Annotated in this window: 18 protein-coding genes; 10 read left to right on the top strand and 8 right to left on the bottom strand. The window is 50.8% G+C overall.

The annotated features are described in order from the left end of the window. Positions 1-181: 181 nt before the first annotated feature. From KK083_RS11070 to KK083_RS11050, 5 genes are all read right to left on the bottom strand, one after another. Positions 182-820: an HAD-IB family hydrolase gene (locus KK083_RS11070; protein ID WP_254163290.1), complete on the bottom strand. Its 639-nt coding sequence runs from the start codon at positions 818-820 to the stop codon at positions 182-184. A 104-nt stretch (positions 821-924) separates the two neighbouring features. Further along, entirely contained in the window at positions 925-1893 is a 969-nt protein-coding gene (locus KK083_RS11065) for a UbiA prenyltransferase family protein (RefSeq protein ID WP_254163289.1), read from the bottom strand. A gap of 1 nt (position 1894) precedes the next feature. Beyond that, entirely contained in the window at positions 1895-2257 is a 363-nt protein-coding gene (locus KK083_RS11060; protein ID WP_254163288.1) for an SxtJ family membrane protein, read from the bottom strand. 10 nt (positions 2258-2267) lie between these two features. Then, positions 2268-2417, bottom strand: coding sequence for a DUF5989 family protein (locus KK083_RS11055; protein ID WP_254163287.1), 150 nt, complete (start codon positions 2415-2417; stop codon positions 2268-2270). 39 nt (positions 2418-2456) lie between these two features. Then, the gene (locus tag KK083_RS11050) at positions 2457-4319 is read right to left on the bottom strand and encodes a carbamoyltransferase family protein (protein WP_254163286.1); all 1863 of its coding nucleotides are present in this window, start codon (positions 4317-4319) and stop codon (positions 2457-2459) included. Positions 4320-4481: 162 nt separating this feature from the next. Here KK083_RS11050 and KK083_RS11045 point away from each other — a divergent pair, with 162 nt between their 5' ends. Together KK083_RS11045 and KK083_RS11040 are read left to right on the top strand one after the other, a co-directional pair. After that, positions 4482-5642, top strand: a complete 1161-nt coding sequence (locus KK083_RS11045; RefSeq protein WP_254163285.1) for an acyltransferase family protein — start codon at positions 4482-4484, stop codon at positions 5640-5642. Positions 5643-5664: 22 nt separating this feature from the next. Further along, complete coding sequence (locus KK083_RS11040; RefSeq protein ID WP_254163284.1) at positions 5665-7881, top strand: exopolysaccharide transport family protein; 2217 nt, start codon at positions 5665-5667, stop codon at positions 7879-7881. Between the two features lie 72 nt (positions 7882-7953). Here the strand turns inward: KK083_RS11040 and KK083_RS11035 are convergent, their stop codons facing one another. Next, a complete protein-coding gene (locus tag KK083_RS11035; protein WP_254163283.1) occupies positions 7954-8379 on the bottom strand; it encodes a response regulator in 426 nt (141 codons plus the stop codon). 422 nt (positions 8380-8801) lie between these two features. Between KK083_RS11035 and KK083_RS11030 the strand changes: the two genes are divergently transcribed. From KK083_RS11030 to KK083_RS11015, 4 genes are all read left to right on the top strand, one after another. Further along, complete coding sequence (locus KK083_RS11030; RefSeq protein ID WP_254163282.1) at positions 8802-10142, top strand: oligosaccharide flippase family protein; 1341 nt, start codon at positions 8802-8804, stop codon at positions 10140-10142. Next, on the top strand, positions 10142-11422 hold the full coding sequence (locus KK083_RS11025; RefSeq protein WP_254163281.1) for a glycosyltransferase: 1281 nt from the start codon (positions 10142-10144) through the stop codon (positions 11420-11422). Before KK083_RS11030 ends, KK083_RS11025 begins: the two co-directional genes overlap by 1 nt. 82 nt (positions 11423-11504) lie before the next feature. After that, positions 11505-12944, top strand: coding sequence for an O-antigen ligase family protein (locus KK083_RS11020; protein ID WP_254163280.1), 1440 nt, complete (start codon positions 11505-11507; stop codon positions 12942-12944). Positions 12945-13005: 61 nt separating this feature from the next. Then, entirely contained in the window at positions 13006-13698 is a 693-nt protein-coding gene (locus KK083_RS11015; protein ID WP_254163279.1) for a TolC family protein, read from the top strand. A gap of 143 nt (positions 13699-13841) precedes the next feature. On the opposite strand, the gene KK083_RS11010 is transcribed toward KK083_RS11015, so the two are convergent. After that, complete coding sequence (locus tag KK083_RS11010) at positions 13842-15242, bottom strand: right-handed parallel beta-helix repeat-containing protein (RefSeq protein ID WP_254163278.1); 1401 nt, start codon at positions 15240-15242, stop codon at positions 13842-13844. Positions 15243-15393: 151 nt separating this feature from the next. On the opposite strand from KK083_RS11010, the gene KK083_RS11005 reads away from it, so the two are divergent. Then, a complete protein-coding gene (locus KK083_RS11005) occupies positions 15394-17007 on the top strand; it encodes an ArnT family glycosyltransferase (protein WP_254163277.1) in 1614 nt (537 codons plus the stop codon). A 266-nt stretch (positions 17008-17273) separates the two neighbouring features. On the opposite strand, the gene KK083_RS11000 is transcribed toward KK083_RS11005, so the two are convergent. Beyond that, positions 17274-18890 (bottom strand): hypothetical protein, encoded by a 1617-nt coding sequence (locus KK083_RS11000; RefSeq protein WP_254163276.1) that lies wholly within the window; start codon positions 18888-18890, stop codon positions 17274-17276. A gap of 83 nt (positions 18891-18973) precedes the next feature. Here KK083_RS11000 and KK083_RS10995 point away from each other — a divergent pair, with 83 nt between their 5' ends. The 3 genes from KK083_RS10995 to KK083_RS10985 all read left to right on the top strand — a co-directional run bounded on the left by KK083_RS10995 (position 18974) and on the right by KK083_RS10985 (position 22397). Next, entirely contained in the window at positions 18974-20293 is a 1320-nt protein-coding gene (locus KK083_RS10995; RefSeq protein ID WP_254163275.1) for an FAD-binding oxidoreductase, read from the top strand. Beyond that, complete coding sequence (locus tag KK083_RS10990) at positions 20294-21028, top strand: SDR family oxidoreductase (protein ID WP_254163274.1); 735 nt, start codon at positions 20294-20296, stop codon at positions 21026-21028. 289 nt (positions 21029-21317) lie between these two features. Further along, on the top strand, positions 21318-22397 hold the full coding sequence (locus tag KK083_RS10985; protein ID WP_254163273.1) for a YhdH/YhfP family quinone oxidoreductase: 1080 nt from the start codon (positions 21318-21320) through the stop codon (positions 22395-22397). Positions 22398-22515: the final 118 nt, after the last annotated feature.

Raw genomic sequence — 22515 nt, 5'->3', positions numbered from 1 at the left:
TGCGGTGGGACGGTGTCCATAAAACAGGTTGTTGCTATTAAGCAGCCATATTGCAACATCTATACCACCGGCCTGTTTATGTTGATTTCGAAGCATTGCCAGATCGAAAGCCGTTAAAAACCCTCAAAAAGGGCGGTAAGCTTTTTAAAAATGGGAATGAAGCAATCCAGGAATGGGAGGGTCAGCCGCGATTGACAGCGTTTATGCCCCTGGCTACGGGTTGCGCTGATCTGAAAGGTTTGTAGTGATGCCGGTGAGCGATGGTGAACATTTCGCGATCGCCGGAGGAGTCGCCGTAAGCAACGATCTCTTTGAAGTCTGTGAGCGTGAATTGTTGCTGGATCCGTTTCACTTTTTCGGGCCCGTAACAATTGGCCCCGCAGAGGTTTCCGGTGATCTTGTTGTTCTCAACTTCCAGCTGTGTGCCCACGCAGATCAGTCCCTGTTTTTCACACCACGGCTGCACCCAGTTCTCTGCCGAAGCGGTTACTACGGCTACCTGTGTACCCTCGCGTTTATAAGCGTTGATGGCTTCCAGCGCCTGGGGGCGGATGAGTCGCGGCAGCAGCCTTTCTGAAAATTCTTTACAACGGATCGTAAAATCTTCGAGCTTTTCGCCACCCAAAAAATACCGCAGGCAGATCTGCTTACCTTTCCAGTTCGGGATCAGCTTGAGCACGTACAGCGCCAGCACGGGAGAGAGTACAAACATGCCCCAGAAGAAACGCAGCCGCCCCTTGTAGAACATGAGGAACTCCACCAGCGTGTCTTTGGTGGTGATGGTGCCGTCGAAGTCGAAGAGGGCAAGTTTTCTTGTCATAGTTTATTCTATCGAATTAGGAGCTGTGGGTTGCGAGCCTTGAGCTACCAGAAATTACGAGTCTCCACTCGCTGCCGGAAGCTATCGGCTTGCAGCTTTTTTTGCTACAGCGCATAAATGATGATATAAAAGCTCAGGATCCATCCTGCGATGGTGGTCAGAATAAATTTGTCTTTGATAAAAATATTGGTGGGGGAGCCGCTCTTTTTCTCCACGAAGACGATCTGCAGGTAACGCATGATGCCGGCGATCACAAACACGGTTGTTACGAACAGGTAGTCGCTTTGGAAACGCTCTGTCACTTCGGGGGAAACGGTATACATGATATACGCCACGATCATCACCGCCGAGAGCAGGGTGATGCAGGAGTTGATGTATACAAGGTTATACTTCTTCGTAGACTTGCGGATCACGAAGCCGTTTTTGTGTTTGCCGTTGATGAGGATGTCGTCTCTTCTTTTGGCAAGGATGAGGAACAGCGCCAGCAGCAGCACCATCAGCGAGAGCCAATGGGTGATGGGCAGGTCTGCGATCACGCCACCGCTGTAAATGCGGATGAGAAAACCGAGCGAAACGATGAACAGGTCAAGGATGGGAATATGTTTAAGCCCGAACGAATATGCGAGGTTGAGCGCGAAGTATCCCAGCAGCAGGTAGAGGAACGTGGTGTTCAGCGAAGCCGCCAGCCAGAAGCCGGAACCCAGCAGCAACGCCATCAGCACCCAGGCTGTATGGGTTTTCACTTCGCCCGAAGCAAGTGGCCTGAATTTCTTTTCAGGGTGAAGCCTGTCTACATCACGGTCGCGGTAGTCGTTGAGCACGTAAACGGCCGAAGCTACAAAGCTGAATGCCAGCGCTCCCAGCAGCACCATCAGCAGTTCTTGTGTTTTGAAGAGATGCCCGGCGAAGAACGAAGGGATGAAGAGGAACAGGTTCTTGACCCAGTGCCGGACCCTGATCAGTTTGGCGATGGACTGCATTGGACTGGAGATCGCGCTTTTGGCGGTGATGTCATTGACGAGCATGCTGCCCATGATGGTGTTTTTGTTATTGTCGGCGGTCTGCACTTTCATTTTACCAGATGTTTTCGAGGTCTTTCTTTGTATATAAGTGATTGCGTGTAACGAACAGTGATGATGTATTGCGTTTTCTGAGAACGAGCGGGTCTTTCACGAACAGTCGCGACAGCCACGCCAGCGGCAGCAGAAAAACAAAATAGATGACGCTGAGCAGCACGCGCGAATTGACCCATCCGAGTGCCATGGCCAGCTTGAGCCAGGCCCACTCAATGCCTCTCGCGGCCGCCGGAATAAACACCGAGGCCAGCCCGATGCCCAACGCCACATACATGAGCCACGATAACCGGAAGATCATTGCAATGGCCAGCAGGCCTGTGACAATGACAAGGATGGTCTTGTATCGGTCTTGCTGCTGCACGGCTGATGGTTTAGAATAATGTATAGATAAAAGGCGCAACGGCCGATCCGCCACCGATCACGATGAGCACGCCGACGAAGATCAGCAGCAGGATGATGGGGGTAAGCCACCACTTCTTTCTCTCTTTCAGAAATGTGTAAAGATCTTTGACAAACTCCATAGGTTGATTGTATTGATAGTTCGTAGTTAATTTTCGTGCCTAGTCGAGCGTGAACTCTTCTTTCCAGTTATCTTTTTCCTGCCATGCGGGCTGCTGCTTTTTTTCGAATACAAAATTTCCGACCACGAGGTAGTCCATCTCCGTGCGCATGAAGCAGCGGTATGCATCTTCCGGTGTGCAGATGATGGGCTCACCGCGTACGTTGAAGCTGGTGTTCACGATCACGCCGTATCCGGTAAGCTTTTTAAATTCCTGTACCAGCTCATAGTACCTGGGATTGGTTTCCGCATGCACGGTTTGAATGCGTGCTGAAAAATCGATATGGGTGATGGCCGGCATGTCTGAGCGCAAATGATAAAGCTTCTCTTTCAGCGGGAAAGAGTGATAGCCGTCGGGCAGTGGCTTCCGGCGCTGCATCGATACGGGTTGAACCAGCAGCATGTAGGGTGAAGCCGAGTCGTGTTCAAAGTACTGCCCGCATTCTTCCGCCAATACCGAAGGGGCGAAGGGCCTGAACGATTCGCGGAATTTTATCTTCACATTGAGCTTCTTCTGCATGTCTTTGTTGCGTGGGTCGCCAAGAATGCTGCGGCCTCCCAGCGCACGGGGCCCGAACTCCATCCGTCCCTGCATCCATCCCACCACGTTACCTTCCGAAAGCCTGTTGGCGACTTCCTTGCACAGATCGTTAGAATTGTAGAAGTGTTTGCAGACTGCACCGTATTTCTTCACAACGCGCTGCACATCTGCATCAGAATATTCGGGGCCCAGGTAAGAGCCCTTCATCCCGTCAAGGGCCGAAGGTTTGACACGTTCTTTTTCGAAGTAGATATGATAGGCAGCCTGTGCCGCGCCCAGGGCTCCACCTGCATCGCCGGCGGCCGGCTGAATAAAAATGTCTTTGAAGATCCTGGCGTTGTAGACCTTGCCATTGGCTACACAGTTGAGGGCCACACCTCCGGCCATGCAGAGGTAGTCGGCCTGCGTGAGACGTTTGGCTTCGCGGGCCATGAGCAGCACTGCTTCTTCTGTGATCTCCTGAATGGCAAGCCCGAGGTTGCAATGGTGCGGCTGAAGCTCATCCTCAGGCTTGCGGGCCTTGAAACCGAAGAGCTTTTCCCATTTATCTTCCTGCACCATGGTGAGCCCGGTGGCATAATTGAAAAATTCCTGGTTGAGCCACACAGAGCCGTCGTCCTTGATATCGACAAGCCGGGTCTTGATGATGTCTACGTATTTTTTCACCTGCTCACTTCCCGGCACGCCATAAGGTGCGAGTCCCATGAGCTTGTACTCCCCGGAGTTTACCTTGAAGCCCAGGAAGTAAGTGAATGCAGAGTACAAGAGTCCCAGCGAATGCGGGAACTTGAGCTCTTTGAGGATGCTGATATCCTTTCCTTTTCCATGACAGATGGAGGCCGTGGCCCATTCGCCCACACCGTCGATGGTGAGGATGGCGGCCTCTTCGAAAGGTGAGGGGTAAAACGCGCTCGCGGCGTGCGAGAGGTGGTGCTCCGGAAAAAGCAGCCTGGCCTTCGACCTGTCGAATGGTTCTATTTTTTCGAGCTCCTCCAGCAGCAGCCGTTTCAGGAACATTTTCTCCTTCAGCCACACGGGTATGGCGGTGATAAAAGAGGAGAGGCCCCTGGGAACAAAGGCGTAGTAGGTCTCGAGCAGCCGCTCGAACTTCAGCAAAGGTTTGTCATAAAAGACAATGGCATCGAGCTGACTGAGTGTTGTGCCCGAATACTCGAGGCAGAACTTTACAGCATTGGCGGGAAAACCGGGGTCATGCTTTTTGCGGGTAAAACGTTCTTCCTGGGCTGCGGCAATGATCTCGCCGTTCTCGATCAGTGCAGCAGCTGAATCATGATAGAAGGCGGAAATTCCTAAAATTCTCACAGTACGGGTTTTAAAAAATAAACCTGGGTTGACGATACAGGCCAATACCCGGTTCACCCTAAAAAACTTGTACCTCGCCGCTTCCCCGATTACCAGGAGCGCTGGTCAGCGTGCGGGTGGGCATGGCATTCTTTTATTATACCCGCTAAAGGCTTTACCCCTATGACAACATTTACAGAAGAAAGATCCTATCATTTTGCGGATTTTATCAGGTTTGTGGCCATGTGTGCCATCATTTTTCAACACAGCTTCATTGTTGAAAAAGCAGTGCTCATCTCGGATGCGCCCTCCGTTATCACCTTTTTCTTTTTGAAAGTGATGGCCAAGATCGGCTCCATATCCTTCTTCCTGGTGTCGGGTTTTCTCTTGTCATCCGCCCTGGAGCGTTATTCTTCAAAGGAATACCTTAATAAGAGGGTGAAAAATATTTTCAAACCTTATGTGCTCTTTGTTTTCCTCTACCTCATGCTCGACATGGCGGGGGCTTTTTTCGGGGAGCAGAAGATCACGTCGTTGACAGAGCTCCCGGCCTTCGTGGCAGGTAAGCTGCTCGGCATCCTCTTCTTCACGAGCTACTGGTTCATATTCAATTACTTCATCAGCGTGATGCTTCTGCTCTTGCTCAGAAAATACCTTTACGAGCCCTGGCTGGGCGTGGTGCTTTTTTGCTGCACCATGGTGTACGCCATCAACGTTCACCTGGAGTGGTTCACGCCCCATCACACCACCGCTTTTGTTGGTTTCACTTTCTTTTTGTGGCTGGGCGCCAACCTCAAGAAATACGAGGAGGGCTTCTGGAGGCTGATCGATGGCACACCCTGGTGGAAGCTGATCGCCGCGGTGCTGATAACGCTCGGGGTGAATTTTTATGAGACCTTCTATCTCCTGGAAACAGCCGCCACGGTGGTAGACAGCTCACTGAAGGTGACCAACATTCTTTATTGCTTCGCGGTGTTCATGCTGCTGAGCAAGATCGGGATCAATGTCAGGTTCGGTTTTATGAATCCGCGCGATGAGACCTATCCGCTGTACCTGATCCATCCCATCTTCCTGAAAGTTATCAACTATGCTGTTCTTCCCTTGTTGCCTTCAGTAAAAAACGCGCTCACCATTAACGATCCTTCTGAGATCAGCTGGCTCGCGATTTTATTGTACCAGGCGGGGTGGTTCATTGGCATCTATACCCTTTCATTGGTGGCTGTAAAGGTGATCCTTAACAGTCCCTTCCGATGGGTATTCGGAAAGCAGGGGAAAGCCGTTATATCCCCGGCTCAATATTTTAGAATATTCATTAATGGCGTGAAAAATTTAAAATTCAGATAAATCAGTAAACAAACATATCAAAATGGATCTCTTAGTATTAGCGAAGGTATTGTGGAGAAAATCATGGATCATTATTTCGGTACCATTAATTGCCGCTTTTGCAGCGTACCTGTTCACGATGGACATGACGGATACTTATATTTCGACAGCACAGATCGCCACGGGCTTCACCCTCAATGACCAGGTGCAGATCACCGAAGAAAAATTCAACATGCGCGATGCCGACGTCAAGTTCAGCAACCTGATGAACTCGATGAAGTCAGGCCTGTCCATGAACCTGATGTCATACCGCTTGCTGCTGCACGACCTCGATCCCAAAGAGATCCCTTTTCACCGTCCTGATCCTCAATTGTTCACCACCACACCCAAGGAGATCGAGCTGGTCAGGGGTATGGTTAAACGCAAGCTTGACAGTCTTTCTCCGCTGGCGGCATCCGACCCGGAGTTCGACATGATCCGCAAGTTCCTGGAAGGATATCAGTACAGCTACAATGTTGTGAAAGAAAAGCTCGTCATCGAGCGGATCCCCAATACGGACTACATTGAAGTGGAGTACAGCTCGGAGAAGCCAGGTCTTTCGGCATTGGCTGTGAATGCCTTCTGTGAGGAGTTTATGCGTTATCATCAGTCGCTGAAGACCGAGCGCAGTGGCGAGTCCGTTGAGTTCCTGAAGCAGCTGGCTGATAACAAGAAGGCAGAGCTCGACAGCAGGCTGGAGACGCAGAAGGCTTTCCGGTCGAGCAGTGGGGTTTATGCCGAGGGCGAAGGCAGCATCCGGCTGAGCCAGCTCACGGGGCTTGAATCGCAGCGCGACATAATTAAAAGCAACATTCACCGGCTGCAGCTCACCATGCAGCGGATCAACGAAGATATCAAACGCATCGGGGCGCCTGTAGTGACCAACAACAATCAGCGGATCCTGGACCTGCGAAACAAGATCAACAGGCTCAACGAACGTTACATCACAGGTGGCTCTACCAATCAGCGGCAGCTGGACTCTCTCAACATGCTGCGTGAGGAGCTGCGCATCCAGCAGGACAATTCCAGCCGCCAGGGAGCAAGCCTTCCGCAGGGATACACCGTGGCCGATCTGCAAATAAAATTGAAGGATGCCGAGATCGAATACGAAGTGGAGCGGTCTAACCTGGCCCTGATCGATTCAAAGATCCGGAACCTGGAATACAGCGTGTCTGGTTCTGCTTCGAAGGAAGCGAGGCTGGCGGCCATTCAGAAAGAAGTGGAGCTGGCTACCAACGAATATACCCAGGCCATGGAGAAGTACAACAACGCCAAGAACCGGATGGCGGCTTCCAACACTTTGCGCCAGGTGCTGAGGGCTGTACCGCCGGCAAGTCCCGAGGGGTCAACACGGTGGCTCATCATCGGTCTGGCCGCCTTCACCAGCATGGGCATGTGTATCTTCGTGATCATTACGCTCGAGCTGCTGGATGGTTCCATCCGCACACCAGACCGGTTCAAACGTATGATCGGACTTCCGCTGGCGGGTGTCATCAACCGTATCGATAGCCGCAACTTTAACATCAGAACGTATTTCAATCAGCAGAACGGTAGCCCCGAGACAGAGCTGTTCAAGTCGCTGTTGAGGAAATTTCGCCACGAAATCGAATCGCTTACCGGCAGGGTCTTCCTGTTTACAAGTCCCCGCAAGCGCGATGGTAAAACGTTTATCATGTTCTCGCTGGCCTACGTGCTCAGCCTCATCGACAAACGTGTGCTGATCATCGATACCAATTTTAAGAACAACTCGCTCTCGCAGATCCTGGGCCGCAACCAGGGCGACCTGAAGGTGCTCGATAGCCGCAAGAGCAAGTTGCTCATGAGCGCGGAGGGACAACAACAGAAGCGCGAGCAGGAGTTTGAGCACGAAAGCCACTACGACCTGATCAACCCTACCAAGTACAAGAACATTTACATCGTAGGCAACTCGGGTGGTGGTCACGAGTCTCCGGCCGAGATCCTTTCGGGCCGTGATTTCGGCAACCTCATTACGGTGCTTGCCGATAGCTTTGACTACGTGCTGCTGGAAGGTGCCGCGCTGAATGAATATTCCGACACCAAAGAGCTGGTGAAATACGCCGACAAAGTGGTGGCCGTCTTCTCAGCCGAGTCAGCCATCAGGCAGTTCGACCGCGAATCCATCCAGTATTTCAAATCACTGGGCAAGAAGTTCGGAGGAGCCGTGCTCAACCGGGTTGAGTCGAAAGACCTCCGGGTTTAAGTTTCAGGTTTCAAGTTTCAGGTTTAAAGTTGAGGGATCCCAACTTTAAACTTTAAACTTCAAATTTTAAACTTACTTCACTGTGTTCGGATGCAAGCACTTATCCCAATAATCCAGGATTAGCTTAAAGGTCCGCTCCGTCTCGGCGAAGCTTGCTTCCTTGATGAAGAAACCTTGTACGGTGAGGTCGTATGCCTGGCGTACCTGGTGAAGACTGGCGCCGGTGGTAAAAAAAACAAAGGGGATACTTTTCGACCGCAGGTACTCTTCAGACTGGATCGTCTTTCGCAGCTCGAGGCCATCCATCTGAGGCATGTTCAGGTCGCAGAAAATAATAAACGGTTTTTGTGTTGTAGTGCGGAGGTAGGGGAGCACTTCATTCCCATTGCGGAAGAACAGCACTTCATTTGGCACGTTGAGCCTTGTTGTCACCTCCTTGAAGATGAAGTGGTCGTCTGTGTCGTCGTCTACAATTATGATCGGTCCACTGCTGGTCATGTCTGCTGCAGGTTAGTAATACAAATCTTCACAATGCGTGTTTTAAAATAACGAGCCAGTGATTGGTTGCCGGTTGCCAGTTGCCGGATAGCCGGTTCAGTGTGGTGTTTGAAAGCTAACTGGTTTCTTGTCAATGGTAGAATTGAAGCACAACCGTAAAAGTTACACGACTCTAACCGGCAACTGGTAACCGGCAACCGGCAACCAACTTTGGTTATATAATTCCTCATCTAAAGCTGGCCTCACAATTATACAGGTACAGTCCCAACCGGGCGACAAATCGTGCAATGGTGTATTCTATCGATTGCAGCCGGTTTCAAGTTTTGCCGGGTATGATAATTTCATGATGCTGCTTCAGCACAGATCATAAAAGATGTGCTGATTTTTTGAAAAAAATATCGTCCATCATTAAAGGTTAGACATTGGCTTCATTTGCATACTCGCACTGGCTTTCACAGGGGGCCTACTCCCTGATGAACAGGCTCTCTGTTTTGTTTTTTGGTTTTTTGAATATCTTCTTTATGGTGCGGATGATCCCGAAAGCCGAGATCGGCATCTGGGTGTTGTTCACCAGCGTTACCGCCATCCTGGAGATGGTGCGACACGGATTTATCAGGAACCCCTTCATCACACACCTGGTCAGCGCAGACGAGCACGAGAAAGACGCCGTGATCACCACGTCACTGGTGCTGCACTGCATGCTGGCAGGTATCATCTCTGTTCTGCTGCTGGTGAGCGCGGTACCGCTGAGCCGGTTCTGGGATGCGCCCGGCCTCGACAAGCTGTTCTCGCTCTATGCCCTGAACACCATTATCTTTATACCCTTCCTGCATTTTGAATATTTACAAACGGCCAAGTCCAATTTCAAGGCGATCTTCATCAGCAATTTCCTGAGGCTGGCCCTGCCGGCGATCTACGTGATGATCGTTTATTTTGGCAGCCATCATCTTACCCTGGTGGAGCTGGCCGTTGTGCAGATCGTTGCCACTTTCATCGGCGCTGTCGTGGCCTATTTTTATGTGAAGGACCTGGCCAGGATCTTCTCCAATGTTGACTGGAAAACGTTCCATGAGCTTTTCCACTTCGGCAAGTATACGTTCGGAACCAACATCAGCTCGATGTTCATGAAGAACACCGACAGCTGGATGATCGGGCGTCTCATTTCCACAGCCGGGGTAGCGGTCTATAACCCCGCCCTCCGGATCTCCAACCTCATCGAAGTGCCTACGCTCACCATTGCCAACATGATCTTTCCACGTGTACCCCAGAAAATGAAAGAGCAGGGCGTGGCGGGTGTTCGGGATATCTATTACAAATCGGTAAGCCTCATCCTGGCGGCCATGGCACCCATGGTGATACCGTTGTTCCTCTTCTCTGACACCATTATCACGCTGGTATTCGGTGCCGAATACATTGACTCTGCGCCTATTCTGCGGGTTACGGTCTTTTATTCACTGATCATTCCTTTTAACAGGCAATTCGGCATGATCATGGACGGCCTGAAAAAACCCAAGATCAATTTTTACCTGCTGGTGCTGGTAGCCGTGCTCAATGTGATCTTCAATTTCTTTTTCTTACAATGGTTTGGGCTCATCGGCTCGGCATACGGCACGTTGCTCTCTTACATCGTTGTTTTCATCCTGAACCAGATCATCCTCTACAAAATGTACGGCATCAATACCTTCAAGGTATTTGAAGGCATCACGGAATGGTACCGGGTGGGCTGGGATATTTTCCGGAAGCGGATCGTAAAGTTCGCGTGATGCGGTCTCCCGATTATGATATTATCATGCTCGCGTTGGCGCGCTGGGACGGGCCTTACGCTTCTACTGCGTTCTCTCTCGCCAAAGAGCTCTCGCGGCATACAAGGGTATTTTTTGTTGACAATCCCGTTACCCTCCGGGAGTACCTCGAAAAAAGACATGCGCCGGAGCTGAAGCGGAGACGGAACGCGCTGCTGAAAGGCGATGACTTTTTTTCCATCCCCGACAAGGCATACCCCGAGCTGTACGCAGTGACGCCACCCATCACCTTGCCCGTGAACTGGCTTTCCGACGGCAGTTTGTATGAGACTTTAAGCCGCCTGAACGACGCAGCGCTTTCCCGGTCACTGAACAAGCTGCTGCACACATTTGCCATCAGGCAATACATTTTCATCAACGCTTTCAATCCTTTATTTGGCCGGCGTCTTTCACTTTCCATGCCGCCATTGCTCACGGTATACCAGTGTGTGGATGACATCAGCCAGGCCCCTTACATGCAGAAACACGGCCCGAGGCTGGAGCAGGAGGCGATCGCCGCGGCTGACTTTACCATTTGCACTTCCGCGGAGCTCAGGCGTATGAAGTCGGCGTTTTCAGAGCGCGTATTTCTGTTGCCCAATGCGGCCAACACCACGCTTTTTCAACGGGCCATGCGCGAGAACCTGCCGAGCCCACCGGAGATCAGCCGCCTGCCCGAAGGCAAAAAAATAATTTGTTATGCAGGCAATATCTGCCAGCGCCTGGATTATGAGCTGCTGACAAAAGTGGCCAACGTGCACAGTGACAAAGTGCTGCTGATGATCGGTCCGAAGACGCGGGTTGACCATGGCGCATCCGAGCTTGAAAAATTACCCAACGTGGTTTTTACGGGAGGTAAACCCGTGGAGGAGCTGCCGGCATACCTTCAGCACTGCCATTGCTGCATTATTCCCTTTTTGTGTAACGAGCTCACCAAAAGCATCTACCCCCTCAAGATCAACGAATACCTTTCGGCAGGGCGCCCCGTGGTGACCACCGGCTTTTCTGAAGACATCCAGGGTTTCAGCGAAGTGGCATGGATCGCCGGCAGCCCCGACGAGTTTGCACGCCAGGTGCAGAAAGCCATTGACCAGGATACGGAAAACAGCCGCATCCAGCGAATGATGTTCTCAGCCTCCAATAACTGGGAAGCGAGGGCACACCATTTTATAGATCTTACTGTAGAATTTTTGAAACATGACGGACGAACGCGAGACGCAGGACGAAGAGAACGGCAGCAAACCTTTCATGGGATTGAATAAAGCCCTCGCCATACTATTTGTCCTCGCCATTTACATGGTGATCTTTTTAAAGATACTCTTCATAAAATAATAACGGTTCCAGATGTATTTGAACAGAACAGGCAGGTATCCGCTATTCATCATATTTACCCTGTTGCTCTTGCTCTCGGTAGGCATTGCTTACCTCATCGTGACCAAAGGCACCATCGCAGGCCCGTTGACACTGGTGGCCATCAGCGGCATCTTTTTGCTGGGCGCCATCCTGAAAGATTACCGGATCGGCTTCTATTTCCTTTTCGGCATGGGCATGTTCATGTTTTACATCGACCGTGTCATTCACATTCCCATTCCCCTGGGGGTTGTGTACGATGCGCTCGCGGCACTGGTCTTCATCGCCCTTTTTATTCATAATAAAGATAAACGCGACTGGACCCTGTTTAAAAATCCCGTCACCATCGCCTTTGTGATCATCACGGCGTATCAGCTGCTGCAGTTCTTCAATCCCAATGCTGTATCGCACATAGCCTGGGTGATTGCCCTGCGCAACAATATTTCTTTTCTGCTGTACGTGGTCTGCTTCCAGCTTTTCGCCACGGTCAGGGATCTGACGCGTTTCACCATCACGTGGATCATCATGGCCTCCATCGTTGGTTTCTATGGCATTTATCAGGAGATCTTTGGACTGACGGATTTTGAATGGGAATGGATGTACGCCAGCCCGGGCAGGCTCGACCTCTATCTCATCTGGGGTAAGCTGCGCAAGTTCTCCATGCTGTCAGACCCTTCGGCGTTCGGGTTGTTCATGGCCTTCAGCTGCCTTGCGTGCGCGGTGCTGGCCATGGGACCATTTAAAGGTCTTTATCGTTTCGGCCTGGGCATTCTGTCGGCGATCATGTTCATATCCATGTCGTACTCCGGTACGCGCACCGCCATGGCCATGGTGGCGGTCGGTATTGCATTTTTTATTGTGATGACTCTTCAGAACCGGAAGACCATCATTGCTGCGGCCGGTCTGGTTTTTGTCGGCACTATCGTATTGGTGGGGCCTTTTTACGGAGGCACCATCAACAGGATCAGGTCTACCTTCAATCCGTCAGACGATGCTTCCATGGCGGTGCGCGATAACAAACGCGTGCGCCTTCAGGAGTACGTGCGTACGCATCCCATCGGTGGAGGCCTCGCTACTACCGGACAGAACGGTGTTAAGTACTCTCCCGGTCATTACCTGGCAGGAGGCTGGGACCCTGACAGTGGTTACCTGCTCACAGCGCTGGAGATGGGATGGATCGGACTGATCATTTTTCAGGTATTCTTTTTTATGGTGATGCTCAAAGGAATTAAAAACTACTTCGCGCTCAATGATCCATTGCTTAAAACACTCACCCTCACGTATATCGTGCCGTTCCTGGCGTTGTCAGTGGCGCACTTTACGCAGGATGCGCTGTTCCAGAAGCCTTTGAATTTGCTCGTGATCGTGACGTATGCAGTGGTGGTTAAAATACCCTCTTTTCAAAAGAAATTATTCTCAGTCGATCTCGTGTAGATAACAACTTTCATAAAACAAGGTCAAATCAAAACTCAAAATCAGTATAAATTTTATTGCGATGAAAAAGATCATTTTTTTCCTGGTGATCAGTGTTCCGGTGTTTGGACAAAATGTTGATTACAACAAGATCATTCTGCCTGACTATACAAAGACCGCGGACTTCGGAGAGAAGCTTGTTCAGCTCGCCTGGAAGAACCATCCCAGCAACGAGACCTTTCGCAGGGAAGTGGATATTGCCGAAGTAACCGTGCGGCAAAGCTCGGCGGCGTGGCTCGACATCATCAGCGTGGCGGGTAACATGAACGAGTTCACCATCAACCCCCAGTCTGATATTTATGGAAGGTCTGCGTACTGGCCGAAGTACAACGTGAGGGCCAGCATCAGCCTGGGACAACTGTTTACCATCCCTGCCACCACCCGCGTGAACAGGCACCGCCTCATGATCGCCCAGGCCAACGTGAATACACAGAAGCTTACGGTGCGCAATCAGGTACTCAAGGCCTATAACGAATATGTGCTTCGTGAAAAAATGTACAAGGTGCAGTCACAGCTCCTGCTCGATAACGAGACGTCGCACAAGCTGATCGAACAACGTTTCAAAAATGGCGAAACCAATTTCGAAACCTACTCATTAAGCCTCAGCAATTACACCACCATGACCGTAGCCCAGCTCGAAGCAGAAAGGAATTATAAGAATGCCAAACTTGATCTTGAACAGTTGATCGGGATGAGATTGGAAGACGTGAGGTAACCAGTTGACAGTTGACAAGCGAACAATTCACAACAGGTGGGTGAATTGCGCCGGCGGTGTGCTGATTGAGGGCGCCCCGAATCGTAGCCCGGTTTCGTCACTTTACACTGAACGTTGTCAATTGCCTCTTTGTCAACTGTCAACTATTCCATCTCATACGCTCCAATATCAAACGCTTTTCCTTTCGGTCTTGGGTTCTTGAGGAAATCGAAGCTGATGTCTTTGCAGAATTTTCTTACGTCGGCGCCCCGGTTGATGGCGGGGGAGCCGGGGCGAAGGCGCAGGTCAGCCTGGAGAATATTTTTAAAGCGCACGCGCGAGATGTCTTGTGTGAAAATATTGTTGCAGGAGTCGAGTATGCCGCCACGGGAAGTAAGCTTGTGGCCGGCCTTCACCACCAGGTTGTTCATCACAAACTTTTTTCCGCCGTGGTTGTGGAAGAACACAAACCCATCTTCGCCAGAGTTGTAAATGGTGTTGTTGAAGATCATAAAATATCCATCCGGAATATACACCGCCATGGTGCTGCCCGATCCGTTGAAGCCATCGGCCCCGGCATTCAGCACCACGTTGTTGAAGAACTCGTTGTTGCCCATGCCCTGAAACGAGATGCCATGCCCGGTGCCCGTATCTACAAAGTTGTTGTACACTTTTCCTGTTACACCTTCGCCGATGAAGAGGCCTTCGTTCTGGGCGCCTTTGTTGCGTGTGCCGTAGTTGCGGATGGTGTTGTTGTAGATCTCGCAGTCTTCGTCGGCATTTTTGATCTGGATGCCATCAAACCCGGTGTTCGCGATCACGTTGTTGTAAACGCGTAAACCCTTGATGGAATGGGAGTACGTCTTCGCAGGACATTTCGGCTCCTTGCGGCCTTTGTAAAAACCGTGACCGATATACATGCCTTCGCCTCCGGTGTCGTGGATGTAGTTGTCATGAACGGAGACATTGCGCATGATCCATGCCTGCCGGGTAGAGTCAGTGAACAACGCACAATCCTGGTAAGGGCTCGTTTTGATGCCGATGCCTGCAAAGCCGGCGCCTGTTTCGCCAAGTCCGTTGGGGTTACCACCGGCAATTTCCAGCCTGGCGATCTCGAAGTCAGTAGTGAATTCTTCAAGTGACACAAAGAAGCCACTCTTCGTGGAGATCCTGAAGCCATAGGTGCTGTCTGCAACGCCATCGCCCAGCAATTTGAAATGTTCGGAATGTTCAAACTTCAGCGCAAAACTTTTGGGTGATGAGATGGTGACCACGCCACCGCAGTTCCGGATGGTGATGGGTTTTTCCTTCGTTCCCTTGATGTAGCTCAGCACTGCCTTTTCATATCGTATAGCGGCATCGAAGCAAATGATCTGTCCAGGCTTCACGTTGATCAGCCCTCCGTCCGTGCGATATCCCCGTATAATGTGGTCGCACTTGCTGCACGGAAAAACTTCTCCGGGCGTTTCGTCGGAAGGCATTATTGGCGGTTGATTGGCATTTTCTTTTACGTTAACAAGACTCGTGAGCACAAAGACGATAAGGATCAGGGAATGCGAATACATGTGTGGAAATTAAAAGTTAAAGCGATCAGGAATGTTTAAATCTTCAAGTCTGGAAAACCGGTATTTTCATTTGTCGATCAAAAACTCAGTTAAATCCAAATGGTTTGCCCTACTAATTTTATTCCCGCTCGCTGCCTATATAGCGTTCCATATGCTGGAGGCGGAGGCGGTTTCGTTTGTTTTTCACCTCTTTCCATCTGAACCGTATAAATCCACCGGTTTTTATGACGACCTGCTCAACCTGATGTTCAGTGAGCTTCTCTGGATCACCGGTTTTTTATTCCTCACCTGGATTTTTGTGGTATATGTTCCACTATTGAAGGTCATCAACCAGGCCGAACGGTATGCCATGACCCATTCGGGAATTTATGTTTTTGTGGTCATCAGCGCGTCTTTTGTGCTCTCCGTTTTTATTTCTGACAGGGCCCTCGAGCGTTTTGCCAATTCGTCTGATGAATACGCTTACCTGTACCAGGCTCAAACCATGGGCCATGGAAAGCTTTGGGAATTTGCGCATGACCTTCCCGAGTTCTTCCACTTCAATCACATCGCCCAGAAAGACGGCATCAGCGTAAGCCGTTTTCCACCAGGCTGGCCGCTGATCCTCAGCACCGCGTACTATTTTGGTTTTCCCGCCAACCTTGTCAACCCTGTGCTGGGGCTCATCACCCTCATTGTGTTTTACGGTTTCGCCCGCAGGTTCTATGGGCAGCAGGTGGCGCTCTGGTCGCTTACGGCGCTGGCATTGTCGTCGTATTATATTTTTAATAACGCTTCTTATTTTTCACATACTTCCTGTGCGCTCTTTACAGTGGGCTTCGTCTATGGTGTGTACCGGTACCTGCAGCGGCCCCGGGCAATGTACACCCTGTTGGCCGGCTTTTGCCTGGGCATGGTCGCCATCACGCGATACTATACGGCGATGATCATTTTCCTGCCGTTCTTCTTTTACCTGCTGTATCATTGCCGCTGGAAGTCGTTGGTGGTTTTCACCTGGATCGGCATTGGTGCTTTGCCATGCATGCTCTTTTTGTTCTGGTATAACAACGCCATTACCGGCAACCCGCTGATGCCCGTTACTATGTGGGCTTACGCCGATGAGGCACTCGGTTTTGTGAGGGGGCATACAGTGGCGAAAGGATTCGAGCACCTCGTTCGCTGGTCACTGATGTTCTTCTATTGGTGCTCTCCCGGCATCTTCATCCTGTACCTGGTCTTTCTCTGGAGAAAAGCCATCAACCCGGCGGAGCGTTTCGTACATCCCGAAGATTATATTTTTATCCTGCTGATGATCGGTTATTTCTTCTATTACCAGATCGGTGGCAACCAGTATGGCCCGCGCTTCTTTTTCGAGGCGCTTCCGTTCCTCATTGTGTTTGTGGTCAGTAAAGTTTTCCAATACCGTGAGAAGTGGGCACTGGCGGTGCTGGCCGTGAGCATCGTGTATGCCCCTGTCAGGCTGCCCTTCATCGCGCAGCGTGAGCATGAGGTGGTAGAGGAGCGAAACGATCTCTACAACACCGTAAAAGAAAAACGTGTCACCAATGCCGTGGTCCTGGTTTCATCCTACACCAGTGTGATACGCCCCATGCCCATTGGCGACCTCACACGCAACGACATCCATTACGCCAACGACGTGCTGTTTGCACAAGATCTGAAAGAAGAAGACAGCCTGCTGATGGACTATTATCCCGATCGTACTTTTTACAAGTATGTAAGAGGAGATAATGATGTGCGGGGGAAGCTTATCAGAGTCGGGAAATAGTTGACAATTGACAAATATACAATTGACAAAAGGCACGCCGCATCCTCTCCGAAGCCCGTCATCCTGAGTGGCGGTTTGTGCGGTGGGATGTGCGAGCGAAGGATCCCCTGTTCGTCACTGCGGACTTATTTCGAAGGCAGGTCTTGTAGAGAGCACTTCGCCATCCGGAGATCCTTCGTTCCGCGCAGCGCCTGCACACCGGCCTCACGCAGGATACCGGTTCCCGGTTGGCGGTGGACCGTGGACCGTCGACTGTGGACCGTAGGCTAATTCCTCCCCGCATTCAGCGTATCACTCGTAGTCAACTGTTCCACCGGTTTCGTGAACACATACACATACGATTCTTCCGGGTGTCTTGGCGCGAGGAAGCTGAACTCGAACTTGTAATGTTGCTCGAGGCACTTCCGGACGTCTTCGGGATAGAAGTTGATCACTTCCTTGGGCGATACCGATTCGAAGATCACCAGGTCGTATTCCTTGCTGGCAACTTTCTGGCAGAACCACGCTACCTCTTTATCGAAGATGGAAACGGTCTGGTGGAACCACATGGGCTGTTGGGTGAGGGGCGTGTAGCCGATCTCGTACGCCAGTGAGGTGAGCTCACTCATGTTCAGCACTTTTAATTTTTTCGGATCGGTGTTCTTCACCACATCCAGTTCCATTATTTTTTTGATGCCTTCCAGTGTATTCTCTGCGAGGAAGAGCTTCTCCATCGATTTATATTCTTTGGCCAGCCTGTATTTATGTTTCCCTGCTTTTTCATTGGCTTTTACTACCGTGGGCGCTTTGGAAATGACCCGTTGAACATTTCTCCAGTAGATTCCCGTCCACCAGAAAACCACGAACGTAAAGCAGACCGCAAGGTAAGGCCAGCGTGCCAGGTCAAGGTTCAGGCGAAGGTTGGCCAGGCAATAGGCAAAACCAAAAGCGTAGAAGAATACTTCATTGCGCTCCGGCACAGGACTGGTAACGGGAATGATCAGGGCCTGCCCGATGATGGCGATGCAGAGGAAAGCAAAAAGCACTTCCTTTTTATCTTCCAGGAAGGCGCGGCCCGCCCGGGCTTTGTCAAGCACGAAGAGTACGATCACGAGCAGGAAAAATTTTTCCCAATATGCCCATCCCAGGATCTCGTTGAGAAAATCCGTGATCACCAAGCGCGACTTGTGAGGAGGCTGTCCGTAATTATACCAGTAGAGAAAATCATATTTCAGCAGGGGAAGGATAAAGATGGCAGCGAAGATGGCATACGCCCCCACAAAAGCCAACAGTTTTTTGGCCGAACGCTCCAGCCACGCATTGTAGATAAGCATGCCCAACACGATGAGGAGGGCGAGGCCACCGATGTCCTGCTTGGTGAAGAGCGCAAAAAAAGTGAAGAATGCTCCGAGACAGAGGTTCAGCCACACTTTCCATCCTTCACTTTTCAGGATGGCCAGCAATGTGAAAAAGATGCCTACCAGCTCGAAGACAAAGACCACGTGATTATACCAGGGCCAGAAATTGAACGAGACATAAGAGAAGCAGAACACAATGACCGAGAAGAAGATCACGATAGGTTTTACGCCCAGCAGTTTGAGCACCGATCGGAAGGTGAGCACCGAGACAAGGTTGATGAACACCTGGGCTTTGATGAGACTGTAGAAATACGGGCCGAAGATCTTGAAGAACAGGGCGGGGATCACCCAGTAGCCATACCCCATGGGCAGCGAATAATCCCTGAAAGGCATTTGCCCGAGGTATAACCGGTAGGCGCCTTCCCACGAGAGGAAGATGTTGATGCGGTAGGGATTGTTGAACAACAGGGGCGTGAAGCAGAAAACAGAGGCAATGATCAGTTCAAGGGCAAGCAATTGCTTTTCGGTGATGCTCTTTTGAAACATATATTTAAAGTATAAATAAACGGGTTGTCATGTGTTTATGGTAAATTCAGGGGGTTGGTGCGTATTTTTTACATCGGCTTTATATGAAGAAATCTATTACCAACTGGAATAATTTTCCCGTTGTTGAAGCCAAAGAAATATCGTTTGACTTTCAGAAAGACCTGGTTCCAAAATTGGCCCATTCGTCAATTCCCCACGGCAATGGGCGTTGTTACGGGGATGCTTCATTGTATTCGGATGTGGTTAATACCCTGCGGTTTGACAAGGTGCTCGCGTTCGATGAGCACTATGGAATAATTACGTGCCAAAGCGGCGTTCTGCTCTCTGACCTGTTGCAGATCATTGTGCCCCGCGGATGGTTTCTGCCTGTTACACCGGGCACGAAATTTATTACCGTGGGAGGGGCCGTGGCTTCCGATGTTCATGGCAAGAACCACCATGTGGATGGAGCGTTCTCCAATCACATCGTGGCCATGACGGTGCTCACGGGAACAGGAGAGACCCTCGTTTGCAACAAAGACACCAACCCCGATCTTTTCTGGGCTACGTGCGGTGGCATGGGGCTCACAGGCATTATTCTCGAAGTGAAGTTCTCGCTGAAACGGATCCAGAGCGCTTACATCAGGCAGAAGCAGATCAAGGCCGCGAACCTCGATGAAGTGATGGAGCTGTTCGGTCGCAACATGGACTCAACTTACTCGGTGGCCTGGATCGATTGCCTGAAGAGTGGAAAACATTTCGGGCGCAGCATTTTGATGCTGGGCGAGCATGCAGACACCGGTGAAACTCAGGCAGAGCACAAGCTCACGCCCCGCGAGAAAGCGTTGTTCACCGTACCTTTCCACTTTCCCTCATTCGTGCTCAATGGTTTTTCGGTGAAGGTCTTCAATGCGCTCTATTATGCGAAGAACTACAAGCGGGAGATCAACAGTGTGAGCCACTATGATGGATTTTTTTATCCGCTCGACTCCATTCTCAGCTGGAATAAGATCTACGGCAAACGCGGATTTGTGCAGTACCAGTTTGTGATACCTTTCGATGCGAGCAGGGAAGGGTTGAAAAATATTCTAGCCAGGATCAATAAAATGGGAATGGGCTCCTTCCTGGCAGTGCTGAAATTGTTCGGCGACCAGGAGAACCTGATCTCTTTCCCCATGAAGGGATATACGCTGGCGCTGGATTTTCCGATCCGCGATGGATTGTTCGGGTTCCTGGATGAACTCGACCAGGTAGTGGCCGACTACGGCGGAAGGATCTACCTGTCAAAAGATGCCCGCATGAAAAAAGAGATCTTCTGGAAGACCTATCCGCGTGCACGCGAGTTTCAGGAGATCCTCAAAAAATATGATCCGGAGAACCGGTTCAACTCCCACCTGGCCCAACGCTTAATGTTAAAAGTTTAAATGGAAGAAAATGTATTGATCCTTGGCGCAGCTTCCGACATGGCTGTAGCGATCGCCAGGAAATTTGCCTCCGCCGGATATTCACTGACGTTGGCTGCACGCAACGTTGAAAAACTTGAAGCCATCGCGGCCGACCTGAAAGTGAGATACAACGTGGCGGTTGCCTCCGTAAAATTCGATGCGCTCGATTTCGCGAGCCATGAGCAATTCTATCATTCACTTGCCGAACGGCCCGATGTTGTGGTCTGTGTCTTCGGATTGCTGGGCGACCAGTTTGAAGCACAGCAGCACTGGAAGGCCTGTGAAGAGATCCTGTTCACCAACTATGTGGGCGCAGTCTCCATCCTCAACGTGGTGGCCAACGACTTCGAAAGACAAAAACGCGGCACCATCATCGGCATCAGCTCCGTAGCAGGCGACCGCGGGCGTCAGAGCAATTATTTCTATGGAAGCGCCAAGGCAGGTTTCACCGCCTACCTTTCAGGCCTGCGCAACCGGCTGTACCACCACGGTGTTCACGTAGTCACCGTAAAACCCGGTTTCGTCAAAACCCGCATGATCGAGAACATCAAAACACCGGGTCCCATCACCGCCTCCGTCAAGAAAGTAGCCGACAGCGTCTTCACTGCCTCGAAGCGGAAGAGGGATAGTATTTATGTGCTATCTGTTTGGGCGTTAATTATGTTGGTGATCCGTTTTATACCGGAAGCAGTGTTTAAAAGGTTGAAGCTCTGAGTGTTTTAACTAGAAGCCAGGAGCCAGGAGTCAGAAGCCAGGAGTCCATCTTATTCATCGCGTGCCATCACATCGGGCGTGCAGCTTTAACAATTGTTGCTTACTCCATCCACTCAACCCTTAACTCCCCATTCTGACTCCTGGCTCCTGACTTCTGACTTCTAGTCCACAATCTAAACCTTCGCCCGCTTCTCCTTACTACTTACTCCTGGCTCCTTACTCCTTCTCCCCCTAGCAGGTATACTTTTTTAACCAGCCTCTCCTATACTCACACCACTAATCAAATACAATGCAATACAAAGCCTTACTCATCACGGAAACGCCCGAGGGGAAGTTTGAACGTTCTATTGTGCAGAAACATACCGATGATCTTCCGGCCGGTGATGTGCTGATCAGGGTACATTATTCCGCATTGAATTATAAAGATGGATTGTCGGCCACGGGACATAAGGGCATCACCCGAAAATTTCCACACACACCGGGCATCGAAGCGGCCGGTAAAGTGGAGGAGAGCAGCTCGAGCAAATTTAAACGGGGAAGCGAAGTATTCATCACGGGTTACGACCTGGGTATGAATACGGATGGCGCTTTTGCCGAGTACATCAGGGTGCCGGCAGAATGGGTTATTCCCAAACCTGCCTTCCTATCCTGTAAAGATTGTATGACCATTGGCACCGCAGGCTTTACGGCTGCATATGCGCTTTACAAGATGGAGCTGATGGGGCAGACCCCCGACTATGGCCCCATCGTTGTAACGGGGTCGACAGGCGGCGTGGGAAGCCTTGCCGTGGCGGTGCTGGCCAAAGCAGGTTATGAAGTGATTGCCGTTACCGGAAAGAAAGATTCGGAAGATTACCTTAAATTCCTCGGTGCCGCGCGGGTGGAATCCAGGGAATTCCTCAACGATACACTGGGTAAGCCACTGTCACGGGCTATGTGGGCAGGCGCGATCGATACGGTGAGTGGCAACATGCTCACCACGTTGCTCAAGCGCTGCCGCCGCGATGGTAACGTGGTTGCTACCGGGCTGCTGTCGTCCATTCACTTCAGCACCACCATCTATCCTTTTATTCTCAACGGTGTGAACCTGCTCGGCATCGGCGCGGGACAAACACCCATGCCGCTGCGCCTGAAGCTCTGGAACAAACTTGCCAGCGAATGGAACGTATGTGATAAGCTCTCCGCCATCGCCCAGGAGATTGGCCTTGAAGAGCTCAAGGATACCTACATCGACGCCATTCTCTGTGGCAAGACCAAAGGAAGGGTGGTAGTGAAGCTGAAAGAGAATTGCTGCGCTCCGGAGAAGGAAGAAGAGGTGCTGAAGGAGGTTCCGGCAGTTGTCGAGGCCCCGGTGCTGGCAATAGGATGAGAAGAGTCCACAGTCGACGGTCTACAGTCCACAGCCGTGTCGTTTGTGAGGTCATTGTTTATGTTTCGTATCTAGAATTTTGAATATCGAATATTGAACAGGAACGCCGGATTTCGAA

Origin of the sequence: Chryseosolibacter histidinae, from assembly GCF_018598225.1 — a bacterium.
Lineage (GTDB): Bacteria > Bacteroidota > Bacteroidia > Cytophagales > Cyclobacteriaceae > Chryseosolibacter > Chryseosolibacter histidini.
Note: the sequence above shows the minus strand (reverse complement) of the source record. Positions and strands in the feature narration are given on the sequence as shown.